The organism is Pseudomonas sp. NFPP24, from assembly GCF_900112095.1.
Classification (GTDB): Bacteria; Pseudomonadota; Gammaproteobacteria; order Pseudomonadales; family Pseudomonadaceae; genus Aquipseudomonas; species Aquipseudomonas extremorientalis.
In genome coordinates, this window is the sequence record NZ_FOKD01000010.1 from 206,798 (window position 1) to 230,527 (window position 23,730).

The window sequence follows — 23,730 nt, forward strand, 5'->3', positions numbered from 1 at the left end:
TAGCAGTCGGAATACGGGGTGCTTCAGCGGGAACAACGACAGAGGATGTCTTGGGGAAAGACGACTGGGAGGCTCCGAGAGGGTGTTCATGCAAATCCTGCAATGACAAAAGGACTTGAATCGTACAGTCGAAAGGGAAAATCCCCACAACCCAAAACTATTACAAGATCTGTAAAACCTTCGAAACCAGCACGATCATTTGATCATTAAATGAAATTATTATCAGCATAAATACCTACTGATCGTTGGTACAAAGCCCTAAAAACCAATAAATCAGCCTATTTCTGCGTTTTATACGAAAGCATTTGACTGATCAGATTTTCATTTGATAAACATATGATCAGCACAAGGCAATGAATGAACGACTGACTACAACAATAAATGGGGTGCTCATCATGAAACTTGCTACGACCTTCGCCGCCGCTGCGGCCCTCTCCCTCCTCGCCAGCAGCATCGCCCTGGCCGCCGACGGCAAGACCTACAAGGTCGGCGCCGCGGTCTACGGCCTCAAGGGCCAATTCATGCAGAACTGGGTACGCGAACTCAAGGAGCACCCCGCCGTGAAAGACGGCACCGTGCAATTGACCGTATTCGACGGCAACTACGACGCGCTGACTCAGAACAACCAGATCGAAAACATGGTGACCCAGCACTACGACGCCATCCTCTTCGTGCCCATCGACACCAAGGCTGGCGTCGGCACCGTGAAGCAGGCCATGAGTAACGACGTGGTGGTCATCGCCTCCAATACGAAAGTTGCCGATGCCGCCGTCCCCTACGTGGGTAACGACGATGTAGAGGGCGGCCGCCTGCAGGCCCAGGCCATGGTCGACAAACTCAACGGCAAGGGCAATGTAGTGATCATCCAGGGCCCCATTGGCCAGTCGGCACAGATCGACCGGGAAAAAGGCGAGCTGGAAGTGCTGGGCAAGCACCCGGACATCAAGATCATCGAGAAAAAGACCGCCAACTGGGACCGCGCCCAGGCCATGGCGCTGACGGAGGACTGGCTGAACGCCCACCCCAAAGGCATCAACGGCGTCATCGCGCAGAACGACGACATGGCCCTCGGCGCGGTACAGGCCCTGAAATCCCACGGCCTGACGTCCAAAGATGTACCGGTTACCTCCATCGACGGCATGCCGGATGCTATCCAGGCCGCGAAAAAAGACGAAGTCACCACCTTCCTGCAGGATGCCCAGGCCCAGTCCCAGGGTGCGCTGGACGTGGCCCTGCGCGCCCTGGCCGGCAGCGACTACAAGCCCCGCTCGGTGATCTGGGAACGCTATGCCAAGGATGTGCAATGGGCTGACGGCACCGCGAAGAACTACATCCTGCCCTGGGTGCCAGTAACCAACGCCAACGCCGATGCGCTGTACAAGCAAGTCAGCGGCGCCAAGTAAGCCGTAGCCGGTTGATCGCTTCCCGCATGGGAGCGATCCGTTCATCTTTGTTGTGAGGCCTGCCATGTCCACCGTCACCGAACGCCCGCAAGAACACCTGCACCCCGTCATCCCGAAAACCATGCAGGCCGTGGTCTGCCATGGCCCGGAAGACTACCGGCTGGAAACCGTCGACGTGCCCACCCCCGGCCCCGAGGAAATCCTCACCAAGGTCGAGTTGTGCGGGATCTGCATGGGCGACATCAAGACCTATCGCGGCGCGCCGTCGTTCTGGGGCGACGCCGAGCAACCACGCTATGTGAAACCGCCGATGATCCCCGGCCATGAATTCGTGTGCCGCGTGGTCGCCCTGGGCCCCGGCGCGGACAAGCGCGGCGTGAAGATCGGCGACCGGGTCATTTCCGAGCAGATCGTGCCGTGCTGGGGCTGCCGCTTCTGCAACCACGGCCAGTACTGGATGTGCCAGAAACACGACCTGTATGGCTTCCAGAACAACGTGCAGGGCGCCATGGCCCAGTACATGATCTTCACCAAGGAAGGCATCATCCATAAAGTCCCGGACTCCATCGCCCCGGATGAAGCGATCCTGATCGAACCCCTGGCCTGCTCACTGCACGCTGCCGAGCGCGCCAATGTGGATTTCGACGATGTCGTGGTGGTCGCCGGCGCCGGCACCCTGGGCCTGGGCATCATTGGTGCGGTGCGCATGCGCAATCCGAAGAAACTCATCGTGCTGGACATGAAACCGGAACGCGCCGCCCTCGCCCTGCGCATGGGCGCCGACGAAGTGTGGAACCCGGCCGAAGTCGATGTACTGGCGAAGATCCGCGACATCACCGATGGCTACGGCTGCGACATCTACATCGAAGCCACCGGTCATCACAAGGCCGTGAACCAGGGCCTGGCGATGCTGCGCAAGCTGGGGCGGTTCGTCGAGTTCAGCGTGTTCAATGACGAGGCTACGGTGGATTGGTCGATCATCGGCGACCGCAAGGAACTGGATGTGCTCGGCTCGCACCTGGGGCCTTACATGTACCCGCGCGCCATCGACTTTATCGGCAACCGCAAGATCGACATGCGCGACGTGGTCACCCACAAGTTCGCCCTGGCGGACTTCAAGGAAGCGTTCGCAGTGATGGAGCGCGGCGACAAGTCCCTCAAGGTAGTGCTTGAGCCTTGACCAACTGTATGTACCGCACCACTGCCGGCGCTTTCTCGAAGCGCCGGTGGATCAACGACAACCAGGACGCTGCCTCGCTGCCCTGAATCGGGCGATACACCACTCCCGGCAAGCTCACATGCCCCACCACCGACGCCGGCACCACCGCCACGCCCTGCCCCAATGACACCAGCGCGACGACCGCCACCAACCCACCCGGCTGCGGCCCCAGGCGCGGCGCAAAACCACCTTGGGCCGCGACGTGCAGCGTGCCGCTGATCTGCTCCGGCAGGATGAAGGTCTCGTTTTGCAGATGCTCGCAGTAGATGACTTTCAAACCCAACAGCCATGAGTCCTGCGGCAACGCCAGCACAAAACCTTCACTGTCCAGGCGCACTGCTTCCACACCGTCCGGCAAGGTCATCGGCGAACGGACATAGCCGATATCGCAGCGCCCGTCCGCAACGGCACCCGGCAGTATGGCCATGGCACATTCACGCACGTTCACGCTGACATCGGGAAACGCCTGGCAGAACCCCTGCATCTGCCGCTGCAACACGCCGGAATACACGGCGGAAGCCACGTAGCCCAACTCCAGATGGCCGATCTCGCCACGCCCGGCACGCTGGGCATTGCGCTGGGCAAACTCGAACTGACGCACCGTCGCCTCCGCTTCGATCAGCAGCGCGGCACCGGCCTCGGTCAGGCTGACTTCCCGCTGCTGACGAACAAACAGACGTGTGCCCAGGCTGGTTTCCATGTCCTGGATCTGCCGACTCAAGGTCGGGGGTGCGATCCCCAGCTGCTCGGCGGCGCGGGTGAAATTGCGCTGACGGGCAACGGCCAGGAAATAGCGAAAATGACGGATGTCCATCTCTGGATTAGCTCAAAGGTAATGAAACGAGTCGGCCTGGCTAATAAAGCCACTGGGCAGCGCGGATATGCTGAGACAAACCACAACACTAGAGAGCCCTTGCGATGGTCGTCAACCGTACCCCCCCTCTTGCCTTTGAGGTAATTCAATCATGAGCCGGGTCAGCCCACGCCTGACCTTGCTGACTGCGTCCGGCGTCTGCTCGCTGATCGTGCTCGACACCAATATCGTCGCCGTGACCCTGCCGAGTATCGCCCGCGACCTGGGGGCGAACTTCGCCGATATCGAATGGGTGGTCAGCGCCTACATGCTGGCGTTCGCCGCGCTATTGCTTCCGGCCGGGAGCATTGCCGACCGGTTCGGGCGCAAGAAAACCCTGGTCTGGGGCCTGAGTATTTTCATCCTGGCGTCATTGGGTTGCGGGGCAGCACCCACCGCGCTGCTCCTCGATAGCGCCCGCGCGGTCAAAGGCGTGGGCGCGGCGCTGTTGCTCACATCCGCCCTCGCCTCCATCGGCCATACCTTCCACGACGAGGTGCAGCGCGCCAAGGCCTGGGCCTTCTGGGGCGCGTGCATGGGCGTGGCGATGACTGCCGCACCGACCTTGGGCGGCCTGATCACCCAGTACCTGGGCTGGCGCTGGATCTTCTACCTCAACTTGCCGGTGGGGCTGATGCTGATGAGTCTGGTCCTGCGCGCCATCCCGGAATCCCGCGACACCCAATCCGCGCGGCTCGATCCGTGGGGCAGCCTGGCGTTCAGCGCCAGCCTGCTGTGCCTGATCTGGGGGCTGATCGAAGCCAACCGCATCGGTTGGGACAACCCGTTGACCTACACCCGCCTGATCGGTGGCGCAGTCTTGCTGGGCGTGTTTGTACTCGTCGAACGGGTGCAGCGGCGGCCCATGGTCGACCTGCAACTGTTCCGCCACCCACGCTTTATCGGTGCGCTGTTGGGGATGTTCGCCTATGCCGGTTGTGCCCAGGTGATGATGACGCTGCTACCGTTCTACCTGCAGAACGGCCTGGGATTTTCCGCGATCGCCTCGGGCCTGGGCATGCTGCCGTTTGCGCTGACCATGCTGATCTGTCCGCGCATCGGCGCACGCCTGGCCGCACGCTTTGCCCCGGCGACAATGATGGCCGCCGGGTTGACCCTGGTGGGCAGCGGCAACCTCTTGAGTGCCTGGGCAGTGAACATCGGCGGCTACCTGCCCTTCGCCCTGGCGATTGCCATTACGGGCGCCGGTGCCGGCTTGCTCAATGGCGATACGCAAAAAAACATCATGGCCTGCGTACCACGGGACCGCGCGGGAATGGCGTCGGGCATGAGCACGACCATGCGCTTCAGCGCGATCATGTTGGCGATTGGGGTGTATGGGGCGTTGTTGAGCGGTCATAGCGAACAGCTGTTGAGTGCAAGCATTGGCGCGCAATGGCAGGCACAGGTAAACGCGATTGCGTCACGCGTGGTGCCCGGGGATATGCCGGCGGCGATGGGCTTGTTGCCGGAATCGGCACGGGCGGTGGTACAGCCGCTGGCACGGCAGGCCTTTGTGGGTGGCTTCAGCAGGGTGTTGTGGGTGGCGGGGTTGTTGGGGTTGCTCGGAGCGTTGGTGGTGGGGATGTTGATGAGCAAACCAATCCCAGCGGTGCAACAGGCTTCGATAAAACCTGCGCACCGCTGATCAGCCTTACCAGAACCGCTGCTGGGTCAACCGGTTCCACCAGGTCAACAGGACCCGGTCCACCGAACCGCTGGCCGCCAGGCCCACACGCTCCTGCAGGCTCTTGCGCTCGGCATAGTGCAGGTGGAACACCTCGGCGCTCTTGGCCTTGGTGGCCAGGTATTCGTCACTGGTTTGCAGTTCATCGACCAGTTGCTTGTCGAGGGCTGCAACACCCAGCCACACTTCTCCGGTGGCGACTTCATCGATTGCCAACTGCGGGCGATAACGCGACACGAAGTTCTTGAACAACTGGTGAGTGATGTCCAGGTCTTCCTGGAACTTCTCGCGGCCCTTCTCGGTGTTTTCGCCAAACACGGTGAGCGTGCGCTTGTACTCGCCAGCGGTCAGCACTTCGAAGTCGATGTCGTGCTTCTTCAGCAGGCGGTTGACGTTCGGCAACTGCGCCACCACGCCAATGGAGCCGAGGATGGCAAACGGCGCGCTGATGATCTTCTCGCCGATGCACGCCATCATGTAGCCGCCGCTGGCCGCGACCTTGTCGATGCACACGGTCAACGGCACGCCCGCCTGGCGGATACGCGCCAGTTGCGACGAGGCCAGGCCGTAGCTGTGGACCATGCCGCCGCCGCTTTCCAGGCGCAGCACCACTTCGTCTTTCGGGGTAGCCAGGCTCAACAAGGCGGTGATTTCGTGGCGCAGGCTTTCGGTGGCCGAGGCCTTGATGTCACCGTCGAAGTCCAGCACGAACACCCGTGGCTTGGCCTCGGCCTTCTGCTTGCCCTTCTTCTTTTCGGCCTTGCCTTCGGACTTGCGCAAGGCCTTGAGCTGGTCCTTGTCGAGCAGGCTCGACTCCAGGCGCTCACGCAGGCCTTTATAGAAATCATTGAGCTTGCTGACCTGCAACTGGCCGGCGGATTTGCGGCGCCCTTTACTGCGCAGCGCCGCGAAGCTGATCAATACCACCAGAATAGCGACCACCAGGGTGACGGTCTTCGCCAGAAAGCTCGCATATTCGGCCAAAAAATCCATGTTGCTCCTTACAAGTGCAGTGCGCCGGGCGCGGATTGCCCCAGCATACCGGCGGCACCGCGTTCGGGCCAGTGATCAAACCGCCAGCAACTACAGGCTCCAACGAGCTTTTAAAACAAGCGTATGTTTTTTCATTGACAGCTCGCAGGCATCCTCATAACCTCGCCAGACTTTCAACGTACCGGGAAAACGGACGTGGGCAGCATCTATCTGATTCGACATGGCCAGGCCTCCTTCGGTGCAGACGACTATGACGTCCTGTCGCCCGTCGGCGTGGAGCAGGCGCAAGTGCTCGGTCGCCACCTTGCGAACATGGGCCTGGTGTTCGACCGCTGCGTGGCCGGCGACCTGCGCCGCCAGCAGCACACCGCCAGCGCCGCCTTCGATCAGTACCACGCCCTCGGCCTGCCGGTGCCGGCGCTGGAAGTCGACAGCGCATTCAACGAATTCGATGCCGACGCAATCATCCGCGCCCTGCTTCCCGACCTGCTCACCACCGAACCCGAAGCCCTGGAGATCCTGCGCAATGCCGCGCAGAACCGCAGCGAATTCCAGCGAATCTTCGCGCTGATCATCGAGCGCTGGCTGGCCGGCACTTATGATCCACCGGGACTGGAAAGCTGGCTGGGCTTCGTGGAACGCGTGCAAGGTGGCCTGCAACGCATCCTTGAGGCAGCGGACAACACGCAGAAGATCGCGGTGTTCACCTCCGGCGGCACCATCACCGCCCTGCTCCACCTGATCACCCGAATGCCTGCCGCGCAAGCCTTCGAACTGAACTGGCAAATTGTTAACACCTCGCTCAACCAGCTGAAATTCCGCGGTCGCGAGGTGGCACTGGCTTCCTTCAACAGCCATACCCACTTGCAACTGTTGAAGGCGCCGCAGCTCATCACGTTCCGATGAACTGCGGCCAACCGTGACCCCAAGGTCACTGGACTCTACCCTAAAGGATCGAAACCATGACTGACGTAGCCAAAGCTGTAGAAGCAATGAAAGCCAAATTCAACCCAGCCGCCGCTGACGGCCTGGACCTGGTGTTCGGTTTCCGCATCGACGACACCGAGAACTTCTCGCTGGTAGTGAAAAACAACACCTGTGAATTGCTGGAAGGTGAAAACCCGGACGCCCAGGTCACCCTGGTGATGGACGCAGAAACCATGAAAGGCATCGTCAGCGGCGAGACCGACGGCATGCAAGCCTTCATGGGCGGCAAGCTGCGCACCGAAGGCGACATGATGCTGGCCATGAAGCTGAGCGAGCTGTTCCCTTCCTGATTCACGGGCAACCCTGAATCCCGATCCCGCCTTTACAGGCGGGATTTTTATTTGGGTTGCAGCAACAACGCCACCAACGCACTCCACCCGGTTTGATGCGAAGCCCCCAGCCCACGCCCGGTTTCGCCATGAAAGTACTCATGGAACAGCACCAGATCGCGACTTGCCGGATCCGCCTCCAACGGCGCATATCCCACCATCGACGGCCGGGAGCCGTTTTCATCCCTCAGGAACAACCGCGTCAGCCGCTGGCTCAGACTGTCGGCCACGTCCTCCAGGGACGCCAGATAACCACTGCCCGCCGGGTACTCCACCGAGAAGTTGTCCGCGTAATAACGGTGAAATTCGCGCAGCGACTCGATCAGCATGTAGTTCACCGGCATCCATAACGGCCCGCGCCAGTTGGAATTGCCACCGTACAGCCGCGAGTCGGATTCACCCGGCTGGTAGCTCGCACTGAGGGTGTTGCCATTCATCTTCAACGCCAGCGGTTGCTCGGCGAACGCCTTGGACAAGGAGCGCACGCCGAACGTCGACAAGAACTCCTGTTCATCGAGCATGCGCCGCAGCAGGTCTTTGGTCCGCTCGCCGCGCAGCAGCGCCAGCAACAGGCGATTACCCTGCCCCGGTTCGTTCCAGCGTGAAACCAGCCTGGCCAGGTCCGGCCGATGTTTCATGAACCCCAGCAGCCGCTCGCGCAACCCCTCCAGGCCTTCATGTTCACGCTGCTCCAGCACCAGTACGGCAAACAGCGGCATCAGGCCAACCATCGAACGCAGGCGCACCGGTTCGTTCTGGCCATCGGGGCGGTGCAGCACGTCGTAGAAGAACAGGTCCTGCTCATCCCACAGGCCTTCGGCGCTGTCGTCGACACGGTTGATGGCGCCGGCGATATACAGGAAGTGCTCGAAAAATTTCACCGCGATGTCAACGTATACCGCATTGCGCTTGGCCAGCTCCAGGCCGATGCGCATCAGGTCCAGTGCATAGGCCGCGACCCACGCCGTACCGTCGGCCTGATCCAGTTGATACCCCGGCGGCAGTGCGGCGGAGCGGTCGAACAAGGCGATATTGTCCAGCCCCAGGAAACCGCCCTGGAACAGGTTGCGGCCTTCGGCGTCCTTGCGGTTGACCCACCAGGAAAAATTCAGCAGCAGCTTGTGGAAGATCCGCTCAAGGAAATCCATATCGCCTACGCCGTTGAGCGTCTTGTCCTGCTGGTACACCCGCCAGCTGGCCCAGGCATGCACCGGCGGGTTGGCGTCGTCGAACCGCCATTCGTAGGCCGGCAACTGGCCGTTGGGGTGCATGAAGCGGTCTTTCACCAGCAGCAACAGCTGCTGCTTGGCGTACGCCGGATCGATCAGCGCCATGGCCACTGCCTGAAAGCCCTGGTCCCACGAGGCATACCACGGGTATTCCCAGGTGTCGGGCATGGAGAGGATATCGAAGTTGGACAGGTGGCGCCAATGGGTATTGCGGATATGCAGGCGCTCGGGCGGCGGCGCGGGTTGTGCGGGGTCGCCGTCGAGCCATTGATTGACGTCGAAATAGTACAGCTGCTTGGACCACAGCAACCCGGCCAGTGCCTGACGCTGCACATTGCGCGCATCGTCGTCGGCCATGCCACGTTGCAGGGCGGCGTAGAAGTCATCCGCTTCCTGGCGGCGTTGTTCGAACAGCTTGCGCGCGTTGACCTGTGGCGCGTCGACAGGGGCAAAGCGCAGGTAGAGCGTTTTACTTTCCATCCCGGCCAGTTCGACAACGAAACGCGCCGCGACTTTGGTACCGCTGTCACGCCGAATTGCCGAGTGAACACCCTCGACCACGTAATCGTTGATCCCGTCCTTGAACGGCCCCGGCGCCGGCTGCCCATCCAGCCTGGGGTAGTTGGTTTCGTTCTCGCAGAACAGCCACTCCAGCCCGTCCTGGCCCCAGGCGCCGAGATGACGGTCCGGCAGTTCCGGATGGCGTGCCAGCACCTGCTCCCCGTCCAACATCAACTGCGGCTTGGGCGCGTCAAAGGTCCAGCTCCAGTCATTGCGCGCCCACAGTTGCGGCAGCACCTGCAGCCGCGTCGGCTGGTCCGAGCGATTGTGCACGGTGACGCGCATGAAGATATCGTCGGGCTGGTGCTTGGCGTACTCGACGCTGACATCGCAGTAGCAGTTGTCTTCGAACACGCCGGTGTCGAGGATCTCGTACTCGGCATCAGCCAGCCCACGGCGGGCGTTTTCGCTGATCAGGTCGGCGTAGGGAAAGGCGGCATGGGGGTATTTGTAGAGCATGCGCATGTAGGCATGGCTCGGTACGCCGTCGACGAAAAAGTACAGTTCCTTGACGTCTTCACCGTGGTTGCCCTCGGCGTTGTCGAGACCGAACAGGCGTTCCTTGAGGATCGCGTCGCGCTCGTTCCACAGGGCCAGGCCCAGGCACCAGCGTTGCGCCTTGTCACTGAAACCGGCCAGGCCATCCTCGCCCCAGCGGTAGGCGCGGCTGCGTGCATGTTCATGGGGGAAGTAGGCCCAGGCGTCGCCGTCGGCGCTGTAGTCTTCGCGCACCGTGCCCCATTGGCGTTCGCTCAGATAGGGACCCCACTCGCGCCAGCGCTCGGCATCCTGCTGCGCCAGGCGCTGACCTTCGGTTGTCTCAAGCATTCGAGTGTCGGGTGTGGCCGTCATCGGGTCCTCCAGCGCCTACCAGGTGAGAGGCAGTGTAGAGCCCAATGACGCCCGGGTGCACATGAAGACTTAGAAGATGGCGTAGGTGTAGTTGAAGATCAGGCGGGTCTGGTCCTGGTCGGCGGTGCCGGTGTTCTTGCCGTGGTAGGTACCGGTACGGAAGGTGGTACCGAAGCCTTTCAGGGGACCTGCCTGCACCACGTAGTCCAGGCGGAAGTCGGCTTCGTTTTCCTTCTGGTCAGGGCCGCCGGCGACCTTGGCCTTGATGTCCGAACCGTCCAGGTAGGCCACGGACGCCTTCAGCCCAGGTACGTACGCCTTGAAGTCATAGGTGTATTGGCCAAAGTTGACCTGCTCGCCCGCGCGGGAGAACTGGCCGACCACGGCGTCGGTGAACAGGTAGAAGTCGCTGCCGCCGGCGCCTTGGGCATGCGGGTCGGCGAGGCTGCCCTGGTTGACCCAGACGAAACCGCCGTCGTCACCTACGCCAATGTGGCCGAGCATCAAGCTGCTGCCGCCCAGTTGGTAGGTGAAGGCCGCACTGTAGGTTTTGTTGTCGACTTCGCCGGCGTGTTTGGCGTAGCCACCGTTGTTGTTGAATTGGTAGCCGCTTTCGCCGTTCTTGCCGTCGCTGCGGCTGTCGAAGTAGCGCAGGTCGGTCTTGAACGACTGGTCATTGCCCAGCGGCAGGGTATGGACCAGGCCAACGTAGTTCTGTTTGTAGAAGTCTTGCAGTTGGGCGTAGTAGTACTGCAACGTCAGGTTTTTCGCGATCACGTTGTCGGAAGAACCAAACGGCTTGTAGTCCACCCCACCGAACTTGAAGCTGTCGCTGTCGCGAGTACCACCGGCCACGCTCAGGCCTGTGGAGTTGCTGGAAGCACGGCCTTCGGCGCGGTTCAGCTCACCACCGGTGAAGGTGACATTGGGAATGTCGTTGGAGGTCAGGATACCGCCATCAAAGGTCTGCGGTGCCACGCGACTGTCGTTGGACACCAGGATCGGCAGCACCGGCGCCAGGCCACCACCGACGTGCAACTCGGTCTGGGAAATACGGAACTTCACATTGCCGGCGGCGCGCCCGAAGGAGTCGGCCGGTTCAGTGCCATTGTTCCTGGTCGGGAAGAAGCTGTTGCCGTTACCCGCCAGGCCCGGACCCGCGGTGTGGCCGTCGCCACCGTCCAGGCGCAGGGCGCCGAAGGCCATGACATCGAAACCCAGGCCAACGGTGCCTTGGGTGAAGCCGGACTTGTAGTCAAAACGCAGCGCTGTGGCGGCTTCGCGCAGATCGTTGTTGGTGCCCGAGCGGTTATCCGCGCTGTAGTACATGGTCCGTGAGCTGACAGACGCATGGCTGTCTTCAAGGAAGCCGCTGTGACCGTTGCCGGTGCCCAGCGAGCCGAGCCCGAAGTCATCGGCGTAAGCCTGTTGTGCAAGAACGGCGGCGGTGATCGACAACGCCAGTGTAGAAATTTTCATTAACGACAGCCCCTAAACATTTTTTTATGTGTCTGGTGTGCATAACGGCGTTTTCATCCTTGCAAACGTGACGATTCTTTCACGCCGGCCGGGGCGGACTTCGTGAAGAATTAGTTAGGAAAAACGCCCGAAAATGAAATTTCACACGGGCCGTTTTTTGTCATCTTCACGTCATCTCATTCATTTGCAGAATGAAGTCCTGAAGAATCTTCGTTTGCAAGGCGGCGTTGCGCTCAACAAAATCCAGCAAAAGGCCACTATCCTCGCCCCCCGCCATCAGGAATTTTTCTATGCCCAGCACCGCACAGGTCAGCCCCGACGAGATCCGCAAGGGCTTTTCCAAGGCCATGTCCGACATGTACCGAGATGAAGTTCCGTTGTATGGCGCGCTGATGGAGCTGGTGGCCGAGACCAATGCGCACGTGCTCGACACCCAACCGCTGCTGGCGCAACAGCTGCAACGCACCGGCGAAATCCAGCGCCTGGACATGGAACGCCACGGCGCGATCCGCCTGGGCACCGCCACCGAGCTGGCCACCATCCGCCGCCTGTTCGCGGTGATGGGCATGCAGCCGGTGGGCTACTACGACCTGACCCCGGCTGGCGTGCCCGTACACTCCACCGCGTTTCGCGCCGTGCATGAACAGGCGTTGCAGACCAGCCCGTTTCGCGTGTTCACCTCATTGCTGCGCCTGGAACTGATCGAAAACCCCGACCTGCGCGCCTTCGCCGAAACCGCCCTGGCCAAGCGTTCGATCTTCACCCCCGGCGCCCTGGCGCTGATTGAACAAGCCGAAAACCAGGGCGGACTCAACGCCCAGGATGCCGACGAATTCATCCGCCAGGCCCTGGAAACCTTCCGCTGGCATCACACCGCCACCGTCACCGGCGCGCAGTACCAGCAACTGAGCGACCAGCACCGCCTGATCGCCGACGTGGTCGCCTTCAAGGGCCCGCACATCAACCACCTGACCCCACGCACCCTGGACATCGACCAGGTCCAGGCCGCCATGCCCGGCAAAGGCATCACCCCCAAGGCCGTGATCGAAGGCCCGCCGCGCCGCCACTGCCCGATCCTGCTGCGCCAGACCAGCTTCAAGGCCCTGGACGAACCCATCGCCTTCACCGACGCCCAAGGCAGCCACAGCGCACGCTTCGGCGAAATCGAACAACGCGGCGTGGCGTTGACGCCCAAAGGCCGCGCGCTCTACGACCAACTGCTGAACGCCGCCCGCGACGCACTGGGCGCCTTCCCCAACGAAGGCAACGCTGCGCGCTATGTCGAATTGATGGAGCAACACTTCCAGGCCTTTCCGGACAACCATGCCCAGATGCGCGAGCAGGGCCTGGCCTACTACCGCTACTTCCCCACCGAGCAAGGCCTGGCGGCACGCGGCAGCGCCGATCAACCACGCACCCTGGAGGCACTGATCGCCGCCGGCCACATCGACGTGGAACCGTTGGTGTATGAAGATTTTCTGCCGGTGAGCGCGGCGGGGATTTTCCAGTCGAACCTGGGGGATGCGGCGCAGAGTCACTATGTGGCCAACTCGAACCAGGCCGAATTCGAACAGGCACTGGGCCAGCGAACGATTGATGAATTGAAACTGTATGGCAAGACGCAGCAGCGCTCCATCGATGAATGCACCCAGGCGCTGCTGGCATGAACTGAAGTACCCATCCGGCTCACCAGCGCAATCCTTGCGCTGCAACAGTCCCCAGAGCCGGGTGGGCGATGGGCATGATAGGCAGTGAGTGGGATGATGTCTTTCAGTCAATTCTGAAAAAATGTGAACGGGGCGAACGTCCCTGTTCACTGCGCAATAAAACAACGATGCTGCAGCAGATTCCCCTGCGTGCGGCCGATATGACCAAGCCTTCATTTACCTATCTATTGGCGGCCTCCAGCGGCTTAGCTGCCAATATTCTCCTTGGGGTATCGTCGCTGTACTGGCGAGAGCTGAACGAACTCACGCCCCAGGTTCTGGTTGCCTACAGGGTCCTGCTATCCCTGCTCGCACTGGCTGTGATCATTGGGTTTGGCCAAGGCTTTCGTCACCTCGTAAAGCTCAATATCCGCACCTTAGGCCTGCACTGCACTGCTTCTTTTTTGGTAGCCGTTAACTGGGGATCCTTCATATGGGCATCCCTGCACGGCCATGTGCTTGAAAGTGGCTTCGGCTATTTGCTTGCCCCGTTTTTATCGATAACGATGGGCGTCTTTTTCTACCGCGAGAAGCTCAGGCCTGCACAGACTGTTTCAATGCTGACTATCATGGCCGCAGCCTTGCTGCTGGCGCTAACCAGCAGCGAGCTCAACCACTGGATTTACGTGCTGATCGCCGTCACTTGGGGGAGTTACACCTGCATCAAAAAAGCCACGCCGTTGAATGCGGTAGAGGGCTTGTTCGTCGAGACTCTGTTTTTAACACTCGCCATCGTGCTCGCTGTTGCGCTGCTTGGATGGAGCCTTGCCTGGCCAGATCCCATGTCAACTCAGGCTCAGTGGCTGATTCCCCTGGCAGGCGTAATATCGGTCGTGCCCTTGATAATGTTTGCCTACGCCATCGGCAGAATCCCACTTTCCCAGGCAGCCTTATTTCAATTCGTATTGCCCATCACGCAGCTTGTGATCGCTGTGTATGTGTACAAGCAACCGATCTCGATAAATGCGTTGCTCCTGTACTCATTCACGGTAGGCGTGCTGATAGTGCTCATGATTCATGAACTGGCGACTAAACAAAAACAATAGTTGCAACACAACAAGGCCAACCGCATAAATCTGGAGCCGTGACACTTTCAAAGCCCGGAAGGCTAAAACAGGTGAAGCGTTCGTTGTAGCGACGTCAGAAGCGTATGCCCCCCAACACGCTGACATCCGCTAACGACCTCAAACGAAATCAGGAGACTCGTCAACTCAGCTCATTATTGAACGTGTCGCAAACGCCCAGAAGACATGCGCGGAATATTGCAAGTCGCAACGAAGAAAAAACCTACAGAAAACCCAGCAGAAAAGTACTACACGAATTTAGGACGCGCTATGTTTGCAATCTGCAGCCTACATAGCTTTTACTCAATACGGCACTGATCTATTTGGTTCAAAAGAGGAAGGAACCACAGCGTGGCTCTTGATCAAAAATCAAAATCAATCAGTGACCACCTAATCTAAAATTCAAAAAGAGAACATAATAATGAAAAATGAAGAAGTGATTGAGTATGCACTAGAGACTGACAACACATTCTCTACCACAAATGAAAGTGAAGATATATCTATCTTCATGGATTTAGCAGATGATGAATTGATGCTTCAAGCTGTTTTTAGCCGTTGTTAATGGCTCGATAGCACCAAGACAAAAAAGGTCATTCGTTTAGTCTGACCTTTTTTAAAAACTAGAAAAATACTGAACAAGGAACACCGCCTTGTCAAACAAAAATATAAATCTTCTTGAAAGCATTGATGCTGGTGATGCAATGCTGTTCCAAGAAAAATACCTCATGAATGAAAAGCCAGTCATTTTAAAAGGAATGGGCAAGGATTGGCCCGCAATTAGACGTTGGTCCGCCGATTTTTTCAGGAATAATTATGGGCACATAAAAGTACCCGTTTGTTACTACAAGACAAAACAGCAAGAAGCTTATAAAAACCAAATCAAAATGCGTCTAAACGAATATATCAACCTAGCAGAAAAAAATGCCCCCCCTGACGATTACGCTGAGCCACCATATTTAGGCGGATGGATCTATCATAAGGAGGCTCCAGAACTCTTAGATGATATCGACATGACATTACCTTGCTTTCCTGAAAACTGGCTATACAAACTGCCAATTTCAATTTCAATACCGCCGACCAACTTAATTATCGGCTACCAATATGTATCGAGCCCCCTCCATACAGATTCTTTCTTCGTTAACTCTGTGCTGACTATGATTGCGGGTGTAAAGAAAGCACGCATGGTATCTCCATCGCACACATTTGCAGTTTCTAACGGGCTCGATTTATTTAATCCCAACGTTGCTAAAAACGTACTTGAGCAAGGTGCCGAAATTTTTGAAGGCACGATATCTGCGGGTGATGCATTTTATATCCCACCGGGTTGGTGGCATAACGTGATAAATATTGGATTCACGATTGCTGTTCAAAATTTACATGTAGACACGCACAGATTTCCACTTTTCGAACAGCAAATGCGCGGGTTTGTTCTACCCATATTAAGCAAAATCGAAGATTTAGGAGTTGAAGCCAGGAAGGAAATATCCAGCGCAGAACAAACATTATCACCCCCACCATCACACAAAACTGGTGATTTTATTAAGCACGAAAAAAATTATATTATGTTACTCAAGAAATCAACAGAAAAGTCCGAAAGTTTTCTAGATAATTACTATGAGCAAAATTCTATTAAATGAAGGAGCAACGCATCAATCAAACCCAAAAAACCTGCAATTACTGATTATTTTTGCACAAACAAAGTAAGCCGATATCAACCCAACCAACAAAAGATGTAAGAATTAAATATATTTACAAGCTTTCATCAAGGAAGCGGGGAGGCTGTGTGACTGAGGAAAATAAACTAATTAGAATTGCTGTGGATGCACCTCCTGGACCCTTACAATCTCCTCGCAACTATGGCGCACTGCAATTGGCTAGCTTTGGAGCACTCCCTCCACGAGCACCATTGTCTTCACCCATGCCAAACTTGAGTATAGAAGGCGGCTGCGACATAAACATTAAAGATGAAGGACACACATACATTCTTTCCCCAAAAAAAAATAATAATCACAAGTTGAATTATATTTCGGGAGAGGATTATTTGAGAGGTCTCGAATATCTGATCAGTCATGATGTCACCGTCCATCATCTAATCATGAGCAAAGCAAAGTTGGGATTAATGCAGGATGGCAGTGCCATTATCAATTTCCAGGATAAAGTTCCAGCCTTTGAAGGACTGCTATCATCTCCTGCGTGGATACCATTTCGTAATAATAAATGGCCGGGGGCAAGACAAATCTGTGAAATTGCCCCTAACCGGTGGGAGGCTTTTTGCCCCTATAACAGCATCCCGACCATTCTAATAGAAGTCATTAGAAATCCTGAAGAGAACATCACCTTATATGAAAAAGGAATTATTAATCAGACTGCAGACACCGCTACACCATTTAATTCACTCACATCAGGGAATGGACAACGTATCGTTAAAAAAACATCGCTTAGAGCTATTCTCGTTTTTTCAGGCGAGCTTCTTGGCGATGACAAAAAACAAATTCGCAGAAAAATAAAAAGCATTCTAAATAAAACCAACTGCGGAGAGCATGTGGGCTGGGCAAGAGTATCCACACTATCTGATGATCCATTGCCCTTAAGAAACCTAACACCTTTAGATTGGTCGCCTACAGCATCGAGAAATGGTCTCATTTTTGCTTATTCCGACTACTCCCCTAACGCTACGGTAGCTTGGTCTATTGCAACAACTCTTCAAAAAAATGGCATACCTTGCACTCCGGTTTCTGACAGCTATTCAGCGCCTAAAGTTAGAGCAGCTTTGCGGTTAATGATAGTTTCCGGACCAACCGATGATGCCTGGGGTAGGTACGCGTCGTTAATATTTTGTCCCGTTTGGCGAAGTGAACCACGAGCCCAAAAAAAATACATTCAAACATTAAAATCCCCAATATTTAACAATATGCACAGACGTTTGCTAGACGACATAATAGACGACATATGTCCAAGCGTAATAATTGGTGCAATCCCAAGTATTTGCTTGAGCAACGTCGACTTCAAAAACTGACACATCTATAACTTGAGTAACACCATGAAAACAATAAGTACAAAAATAGACCTATATATCCCCCCACCAAAAAACTCGAACAAGGTTTGCCAAGACATAGTTAAAACCTTTGGCTTATCCGAAGAAGGGTGGATGGAGTCTCTATCATGTATAGACATCCCTAAAGATGGGGTCATTCTAATAACAGGAGCAAGTGGTGTAGGTAAGAGTTTACTACTGGAAGATATCGCTCGAAATTTTTCGTCTATAAAAAAAATACCAACCTATATCGACAATGACAAATCTATCGCGGAAATAATATCGAATGAGGATGCAGGTGCTGTCATTCGTTATCTTTCAAAATTTGGCTTGGGGGAACCACGCATCCTCATTGGTCCTTTTTCCCATCTATCTGATGGACAAAAAGAACGTTTTCTCATTGCATTAGCCTTACTTCAAGGCATGGGACCACTTATTCTTGACGAATTTACTACACGATTGGATAGGCGCACTGCTCAAATAGTCGCAATAAACTTGGGAAAAATTCTTCGCTCCAACAAACAAAATGCCTTTATCGCAAGTTGCCATGATGACCTTGTCGATTTTTTAAAGCCTGACACTCACATTCAACTCTACCCCAATGGAAAACATCGCCTTTTTAACAGAAAACCAAAAAACACAAACACATTAGAAAGCTTAAAAATCACAATTAAAGAAGGCACTATAGACGACTATAAAAAACTCTCTCACTACCATTACGAAAATGACAACCCGGATGATCTAGATATATTAGCACCTCTAGTTGATCATATTGTCACAGCTCACTCCAAAGGGGAATTGATTGGTGTTAACTTATGTATTCGTCCATGGCCAAAGGCATTCGAGGTGTTCCCCGAGTTCTCGGAAATCAATAAATATGTATTGCAATCTTTCAGAGTTATTGTACACCCACAATATCGTGGCATTGGACTAACCAAAGCATTAGATACACTCCCCAACCCTAATACAAAAATACTATTATCATGGTCCGCATTTTCCTCTTACTACTCCTTCCCTATTCGTGCAAATTATCAAAGGCAAAACAGCCCATTTGAAATAATGAGCCACGCAGAGAAATTATTACAACAGTTTATTGAATTGCGACAAAAAGACAAAACAAAACCGCTCCACCTTATTAGTCAGTGTCGCCAACTCATCCATCAACTTACAAGCGAAGAAAGAAAAACACTGAAATCATTAACCATAAATGCAGCAAGCGAAAAAAGTTTGCGACTAACTCTATTTCAAAGAAAAGTATCTGGTTTGGAAACATCCACCAAGTCCATCAGTTTTATTAAATCTATTTTTTCAGGACTTTACTCCAAATCTAGTGACGAAGCATTGCCCATGTTGTTGGCTGAAACAGTTTATAGGGAGATGGCTATGTTTGTAAAAAACGTAGGAAATGTAAACACAATAGAGGAATGCATCTTTGATTGAAAAACATGAAAAATGGGTGCTGCGAGGTGATATTGTTATTATAAATGATAACAACCAACTTAAATTAATCACTGAAGATGGCATGAGACTCATCGGGAACCACCATCCCGACACCGCTAAACGGTTTCGTTTGCTTAGCACAACAGGAATTCCAATAAACTTTAAAAATGAACCGGATGAAAGTCTTCTCAAAAAACTAAAGAATGCCAATCTCATTCATGCCGTCGCACCTCTAGGGATGTCTCAGTTACAAAAAATGCAATGGTCGTGGAACGAAGCTATTGCACCAAATCAAAAATTTAGCCAGCAACTAAAAAACTCATCAGTAGTAATTGTCGGATGCGGCGGAACAGGATCTTTAGTTGCTCAAAGCCTTGCTGGCGCAGGCGTTGGTTCTTTTGTTCTGATTGACTTCGACAAAGTAAACATCAGCAACCTTAATCGTCAATTTGTATTTGGCATGCGCGACGTCGGTAAATTTAAGGCAGATATACTTGCCGAGCGACTAATAGAAAACCAACAAGTAATCAAAGCCAAACCTTTTATAGCCAAAATAACTTCCAGCCGACAACTCGCCAAGTTATCCCAGAGCACGGCGTTAATAATTTGCTGTGCTGATGAACCTAAGGGAGCTATTCAAACTTACGTAGCTACTGCTGCTATAAAAGCAGGCACATCAGCACTCTTCGGTGCAGTTGGCATCAACAACGGCATACTCGGGCCACTTCTAAAAGACAGATCTTCATTTCTGGCCTACCTAAGCTGGATTAGAGAGGTACGTAGCGCTTGTAGAAAAATAATTATTCCTGCTCGCTTTCCATCCAACGGAATAACAAACTCAATTATCGCCAACCTTTTGGCCTGGGAAGCCTTTCAACATTTGACCAATAGACCTTCAAGGCTAGATGCATGCACCGTGAGCTTGAATTTTCAATCTTTTGAGTTCACAAAAAAACAGGTGTTCAAAAAACAATGACCACACTAAAACTTTTAAAAAATAAGAACGACAATCTATATTACGTCTTGTCTATTTTCATGAACCTGGACGTCCAGAGAAGCTTATTTGTACTTTACCTACTGCAACTCGGTATCACCCAGGGCGAGATAGGTATCCTACAATCATTCTTGTTTTTTTCTTCAGTCGCGCTGGAAATCCCCTCTGGTTTACTCGCAGATCGATATGGTCGCAAGTGCACGCTTATCATCAGCTTTTTAGGCTTGTGTGTCAGTGGGATTGGTTTTTTGCTATTTTCGTCTTTTATTCCCTTCGCAATCATATTCTGCCTATTCGGTGCCAGCATTGCCATGGGGTCTGGTTCAGACAGAGCATTGCTTTATGACAACTTACTGGCTGAACATCGCGCTGATGAGTATCCTAAAATATTGTCACGCGCCCGTGCTATTGGTGCGATATCACTGAGCTTATCCATGCTTCTTGGCGGCGTCATACAAGACACGTTCTCTTGGAATGGAGTCTATATTTTTTTTGCGGCATCAAAACTCATCGGCGCCATCATTGTAGTATTCAACTCCGAAATCAAGCTTCCACCTATTTCACTAAACCCCAACAACGTAAATGAATTAAATACGACAACCGCAGAGGGTAGCTTTACTTCACTCATCAAATTTTTCAGCTCCAACAGAGGTGCTTTTCTGATACCTCTCTTTGTTGGATATGCTCTATTTGAACTCTCAACCATTCCTCTTTTCATCTACGGCCAGCCATTCTTCTCCCAGCAGGGTCTAGAAATACCTATTATTGCCGGCATTTATGCCGCCGTTGAAATCATATCGGCTGCCATGTTTATGGTTGCAGGATATATTTGCTCCAGATTCACGCTTGGGGTGATAGCCGTCACTACCACCCTCATTGTCACCGCACTGCTCTTCACCCTATCTTTGAATACCGGAACACTCTCTTCAGTCGCAGTATTTATTTTAATCATGTCACTCCCCGCCATCTATGAAACTGCCTACGAGACCTACATCAATGACAACATAGAGTCACGTATTCGAGCCTCCTGCCTCTCCGTTGCCAATCTAGTCAATTCGATCATCATCGGTATCTCCTACACTGTCTTCGGCGGGCTGCTGGATAGATATGGTTTCTCGTCGACGTTAATTGTTGTTGCAGGCGTCTGTTTTATGGGTCTCTTTTTTGCAAGTACTACCTTACTGCTAGGTGGGCAACAACGTCGTAAAAAGAGCAAAAAGCTTGAGTCAACCCGGTTTACTGGAGATGCGCCGTGACAGGCCTAAAGCCGGGTAGATAAAATACGTCCATAACCTTGTAGGAGCACGCTTGCTCCTACAAGGAGGCTCGGTTGTGATCAGCCCAACTTCGCCACGATGTCATCTTTGATCAACAAGCGTTTCTTCTTCAGCTTCTCCACTTCCTCGTCGCTGGCACTTGCCGACTCCGCCTTCAGCACCTCTTTGTCAGCGTCGTCGTACTGCGTGAGCAGCGAGTCCAGGCGTTTGTCGCTCGCCCTGCGTTCGTGAACGACTTCCTTGCTCAACCCCAAGTCCTGATACAGGTCGTGTTTCACTGGCATGGCGTACCTCCGCATGTTGATCAATGGCTTACGCCCTAGAAGCTAGACCATTGCGAGGGGTCTTGTCATGTTCAGGGTCAATACAGCCCCGTTCGTCGCGGCGCGGGCGTTTGGATCAAACCTTTGCCGCGCCCTGCCCTCCACTCTAGATAGCCACCCGAGGGAGAACGGTTTCATGACGCACGCTGCCACCGCTGTCGATACCCAATGCATCAACACCCTCCGCACCCTGGCCATGGATGCCGTGCAAAAGGCCAATTCCGGCCATCCGGGCACGCCCATGGGCCTGGCGCCGGTGGGTTATACGCTGTGGAGTCGTTTCCTGCGTTATCACCCGCAACATCCCGACTGGCCCAGCCGTGATCGGTTTGTGCTGTCCGTCGGCCATGCCTCGATGTTGCTGTATTCGCTGCTGCACCTGGCCGGTGTGGTGGAACTGGATGCCGACGGCAAGCGCACCGGCCAGGCCGCTGTCAGCCTGGACGATATCAAGCAGTTTCGCCAAGCGGGCTCCAAAACCCCCGGCCACCCCGAATACCGTATGACCACTGGGGTGGAGACCACCACCGGCCCGCTCGGCCAGGGCTGTGCCAACAGCGTCGGCATGGCGATGGCCGAGCGTTGGCTGGCCAAGCGCTTCAACCGCGAAGAAAAAACCCTGTTCGACTACAACGTCTACACCCTGTGCGGCGACGGCGACATGATGGAGGGCATCAGCGGCGAAGCGGCGTCCATGGCCGGGCATTTGAAACTGGACAAGCTGTGCTGGATCTATGACAACAACACCATCAGCATCGAAGGCCACACTGAGCTGGCGTTCAGCGAAGATGTGATCAAGCGCTTCCAGGCGTATGGGTGGCACACCCTGCATGTGACCGATGCCAACGACTTGCAAGCCCTGAGCAATGCCTTGGAGGCGTTCCATTGCAACCGCGGCGCGCCCACCCTGATTGTGGTCGACAGCGTGATCGGCTACGGCTCCCCGCACAAACACAACACGGCCGCCGCCCATGGCGAGCCCCTGGGCGAAGAGGAAATTCGCCTGACCAAGGCAGCCTATGGCTGGCCCGAGGATTCCAGCTTCCTGGTTCCCGATGAGGTGCGCACGCAATTGCGTGATGTTTTGCTTGAGCGCAGCGAGCCGCTGTATGAAAAGTGGAGCGAACACCTGTCCCAGCTGGAACAGTACGAACCGGAATTGGCCGATGAATTGAGGCGCATGCGTGCCGGGGAAATGCCGGAGCACTGGCAGAAACACCTACCGGATTTCGATACCGACGCCAAGGGCATCGCCAGTCGTGCCGCCGGCGGCAAGGTGCTGAATGCGTTTGCCGAACAGATCCCCTGGCTGCTGGGCGGCTCGGCCGACCTGTCACCGTCGACCAAGACCAACCTCACCTTCGACGGCGCCGGGCGTTTCAGCGCCGAGGACTACAGCGGGCGCAACCTGCACTTCGGCATTCGTGAACATGCCATGGGCGCCATCGCCAATGGCATGGCATTGTCCTACCTGCGGCCGTACACCTCGACCTTTCTGGTGTTCAGCGACTACATGAAGCCACCGATCCGCCTGGCGGCAATCATGGAACTGCCGGTGGTGTTCGTGTTTACCCATGATTCGATTGGCGTGGGTGAAGATGGGCCAACGCACCAGCCGATCGAGCATCTGACCCAGTTGCGCGCAACGCCGGGGCTGCTGACCTTGCGCCCCGGTGACGCGAATGAAACCCGCGAGCTGTGGAAGGTGGCGCTGGCACAGACCCATCGGCCAAGTTGCGTGGTGCTGTCGCGTCAACCGCTGCCGACGCTGGATCGTACGCGGTACGCGCCGGCATCCGGGGCCGCCAAGGGCGCTTACGTGCTGGCGGGTGCAGATGCGCCCCAGGTAATTCTGCTGGCCACAGGCAGCGAAGTCAGCCTGGCGGTGGCGGCGTATGAGCAGTTGGAAAACGAAGGGATTGCCGCGCAAGTGGTGTCCATGCCCAGCTGGGAGTTGTTCGAGGACCAGGACCAGACGTACCGCGACAGCGTGTTGCCGCCGGCGGTGAAAGCTCGGGTCGTCGTGGAGCAGGCAGGCCCCCTCGGCTGGGACCGGTATGTGGGGCAGACCGGCGCCAAGGTGGTGATGAACAGCTTTGGTGCGTCGGCGCCGTTGGCCCAGTTGCAGGAGCAGTTCGGGTTTACGGTTGAGAATGTTGTGAAGCAGGCGAAAGCACAGATCCAACTGACTCAACAGTGATCAGAAATGTAGGAGGGGCGGTGCGACGGTTCGACTTGCCCCCGATAGCGGTGTGTCAGTCGCATATCAGTTGACTGACACACTGTCATCGGGGGCAAGC

19 protein-coding genes are annotated in these 23,730 nt (G+C 55.3%); 14 read left to right on the plus strand and 5 right to left on the minus strand.

Annotated elements, in window-relative coordinates; genetic code table 11:
- Positions 1 to 395 precede the first annotated feature (395 nt).
- Both BM026_RS21750 and BM026_RS21755 read left to right on the plus strand, forming a co-directional pair.
- Positions 396 to 1,403: a substrate-binding domain-containing protein gene (locus tag BM026_RS21750; protein ID WP_092244364.1), complete on the plus strand. Its 1,008-nt coding sequence runs from the start codon at positions 396 to 398 to the stop codon at positions 1,401 to 1,403.
- 64 nt (positions 1,404 to 1,467) lie between these two features.
- Positions 1,468 to 2,583: an MDR/zinc-dependent alcohol dehydrogenase-like family protein gene (locus BM026_RS21755; RefSeq protein ID WP_093530038.1), complete on the plus strand. Its 1,116-nt coding sequence runs from the start codon at positions 1,468 to 1,470 to the stop codon at positions 2,581 to 2,583.
- Here the strand turns inward: BM026_RS21755 and BM026_RS21760 are convergent.
- Positions 2,561 to 3,436 carry a LysR family transcriptional regulator gene (locus tag BM026_RS21760; protein WP_092244370.1) on the minus strand — a complete coding sequence of 292 codons (876 nt, stop codon included), beginning with the start codon at positions 3,434 to 3,436 and terminating at the stop codon, positions 2,561 to 2,563. The two genes, BM026_RS21755 and BM026_RS21760, sit on opposite strands and share 23 nt — an antisense overlap.
- 151 nt (positions 3,437 to 3,587) lie before the next feature.
- Between BM026_RS21760 and BM026_RS21765 the strand changes: the two genes are divergently transcribed.
- On the plus strand, positions 3,588 to 5,123 hold the full coding sequence (locus BM026_RS21765) for an MFS transporter (RefSeq protein WP_093530040.1): 1,536 nt from the start codon (positions 3,588 to 3,590) through the stop codon (positions 5,121 to 5,123).
- 6 nt (positions 5,124 to 5,129) lie between these two features.
- On the opposite strand, the gene sohB is transcribed toward BM026_RS21765, so the two are convergent.
- Positions 5,130 to 6,155, minus strand: a complete 1,026-nt coding sequence (gene sohB / locus BM026_RS21770; RefSeq protein WP_071488016.1) for a protease SohB — start codon at positions 6,153 to 6,155, stop codon at positions 5,130 to 5,132.
- Positions 6,156 to 6,350: 195 nt separating this feature from the next.
- Here sohB and BM026_RS21775 point away from each other — a divergent pair, with 195 nt between their 5' ends.
- Together BM026_RS21775 and BM026_RS21780 are read left to right on the plus strand one after the other, a co-directional pair.
- On the plus strand, positions 6,351 to 7,061 hold the full coding sequence (locus BM026_RS21775) for a histidine phosphatase family protein (RefSeq protein ID WP_093530042.1): 711 nt from the start codon (positions 6,351 to 6,353) through the stop codon (positions 7,059 to 7,061).
- A gap of 56 nt (positions 7,062 to 7,117) precedes the next feature.
- Positions 7,118 to 7,432, plus strand: a complete 315-nt coding sequence (locus tag BM026_RS21780) for an SCP2 sterol-binding domain-containing protein (protein WP_093530044.1) — start codon at positions 7,118 to 7,120, stop codon at positions 7,430 to 7,432.
- Positions 7,433 to 7,479: 47 nt separating this feature from the next.
- Here the strand turns inward: BM026_RS21780 and BM026_RS21785 are convergent, their stop codons facing one another.
- Together BM026_RS21785 and BM026_RS21790 are read right to left on the minus strand one after the other, a co-directional pair.
- Entirely contained in the window at positions 7,480 to 10,113 is a 2,634-nt protein-coding gene (locus tag BM026_RS21785; protein WP_093530046.1) for an MGH1-like glycoside hydrolase domain-containing protein, read from the minus strand.
- A gap of 69 nt (positions 10,114 to 10,182) precedes the next feature.
- Positions 10,183 to 11,592: an OprD family outer membrane porin gene (locus tag BM026_RS21790; protein WP_092244382.1), complete on the minus strand. Its 1,410-nt coding sequence runs from the start codon at positions 11,590 to 11,592 to the stop codon at positions 10,183 to 10,185.
- Positions 11,593 to 11,882: 290 nt separating this feature from the next.
- Between BM026_RS21790 and BM026_RS21795 the strand changes: the two genes are divergently transcribed.
- The 8 genes from BM026_RS21795 to BM026_RS21815 all read left to right on the plus strand — a co-directional run bounded on the left by BM026_RS21795 (position 11,883) and on the right by BM026_RS21815 (position 21,086).
- On the plus strand, positions 11,883 to 13,259 hold the full coding sequence (locus tag BM026_RS21795; RefSeq protein ID WP_093530048.1) for a 2-oxoadipate dioxygenase/decarboxylase HglS: 1,377 nt from the start codon (positions 11,883 to 11,885) through the stop codon (positions 13,257 to 13,259).
- A 68-nt stretch (positions 13,260 to 13,327) separates the two neighbouring features.
- On the plus strand, positions 13,328 to 14,344 hold the full coding sequence (locus tag BM026_RS21800) for an EamA family transporter (RefSeq protein WP_175507961.1): 1,017 nt from the start codon (positions 13,328 to 13,330) through the stop codon (positions 14,342 to 14,344).
- A 439-nt stretch (positions 14,345 to 14,783) separates the two neighbouring features.
- On the plus strand, positions 14,784 to 14,924 hold the full coding sequence (locus tag BM026_RS29225) for a hypothetical protein (RefSeq protein ID WP_175507962.1): 141 nt from the start codon (positions 14,784 to 14,786) through the stop codon (positions 14,922 to 14,924).
- Positions 14,925 to 15,012: 88 nt separating this feature from the next.
- Entirely contained in the window at positions 15,013 to 15,999 is a 987-nt protein-coding gene (locus BM026_RS21805; RefSeq protein WP_093530052.1) for a cupin-like domain-containing protein, read from the plus strand.
- 146 nt (positions 16,000 to 16,145) lie between these two features.
- Positions 16,146 to 17,378, plus strand: a complete 1,233-nt coding sequence (locus BM026_RS29000; RefSeq protein WP_139217567.1) for a hypothetical protein — start codon at positions 16,146 to 16,148, stop codon at positions 17,376 to 17,378.
- 24 nt (positions 17,379 to 17,402) lie between these two features.
- Positions 17,403 to 18,836 carry a hypothetical protein gene (locus BM026_RS29005; protein ID WP_139217568.1) on the plus strand — a complete coding sequence of 478 codons (1,434 nt, stop codon included), beginning with the start codon at positions 17,403 to 17,405 and terminating at the stop codon, positions 18,834 to 18,836.
- Positions 18,829 to 19,812: a HesA/MoeB/ThiF family protein gene (locus BM026_RS21810; protein ID WP_139217569.1), complete on the plus strand. Its 984-nt coding sequence runs from the start codon at positions 18,829 to 18,831 to the stop codon at positions 19,810 to 19,812. The genes BM026_RS29005 and BM026_RS21810 overlap by 8 nt, the downstream gene beginning before the upstream one ends.
- Complete coding sequence (locus BM026_RS21815; protein WP_256575541.1) at positions 19,809 to 21,086, plus strand: MFS transporter; 1,278 nt, start codon at positions 19,809 to 19,811, stop codon at positions 21,084 to 21,086. The genes BM026_RS21810 and BM026_RS21815 overlap by 4 nt, the downstream gene beginning before the upstream one ends.
- An 80-nt stretch (positions 21,087 to 21,166) precedes the next feature.
- On the opposite strand, the gene BM026_RS21820 is transcribed toward BM026_RS21815, so the two are convergent.
- Entirely contained in the window at positions 21,167 to 21,391 is a 225-nt protein-coding gene (locus BM026_RS21820) for a DUF465 domain-containing protein (RefSeq protein ID WP_093530056.1), read from the minus strand.
- 175 nt (positions 21,392 to 21,566) lie between these two features.
- Here BM026_RS21820 and tkt point away from each other — a divergent pair, with 175 nt between their 5' ends.
- On the plus strand, positions 21,567 to 23,630 hold the full coding sequence (gene tkt / locus BM026_RS21825; RefSeq protein WP_093530057.1) for a transketolase: 2,064 nt from the start codon (positions 21,567 to 21,569) through the stop codon (positions 23,628 to 23,630).
- The last annotated feature ends 100 nt before the right edge of the window (positions 23,631 to 23,730 follow it).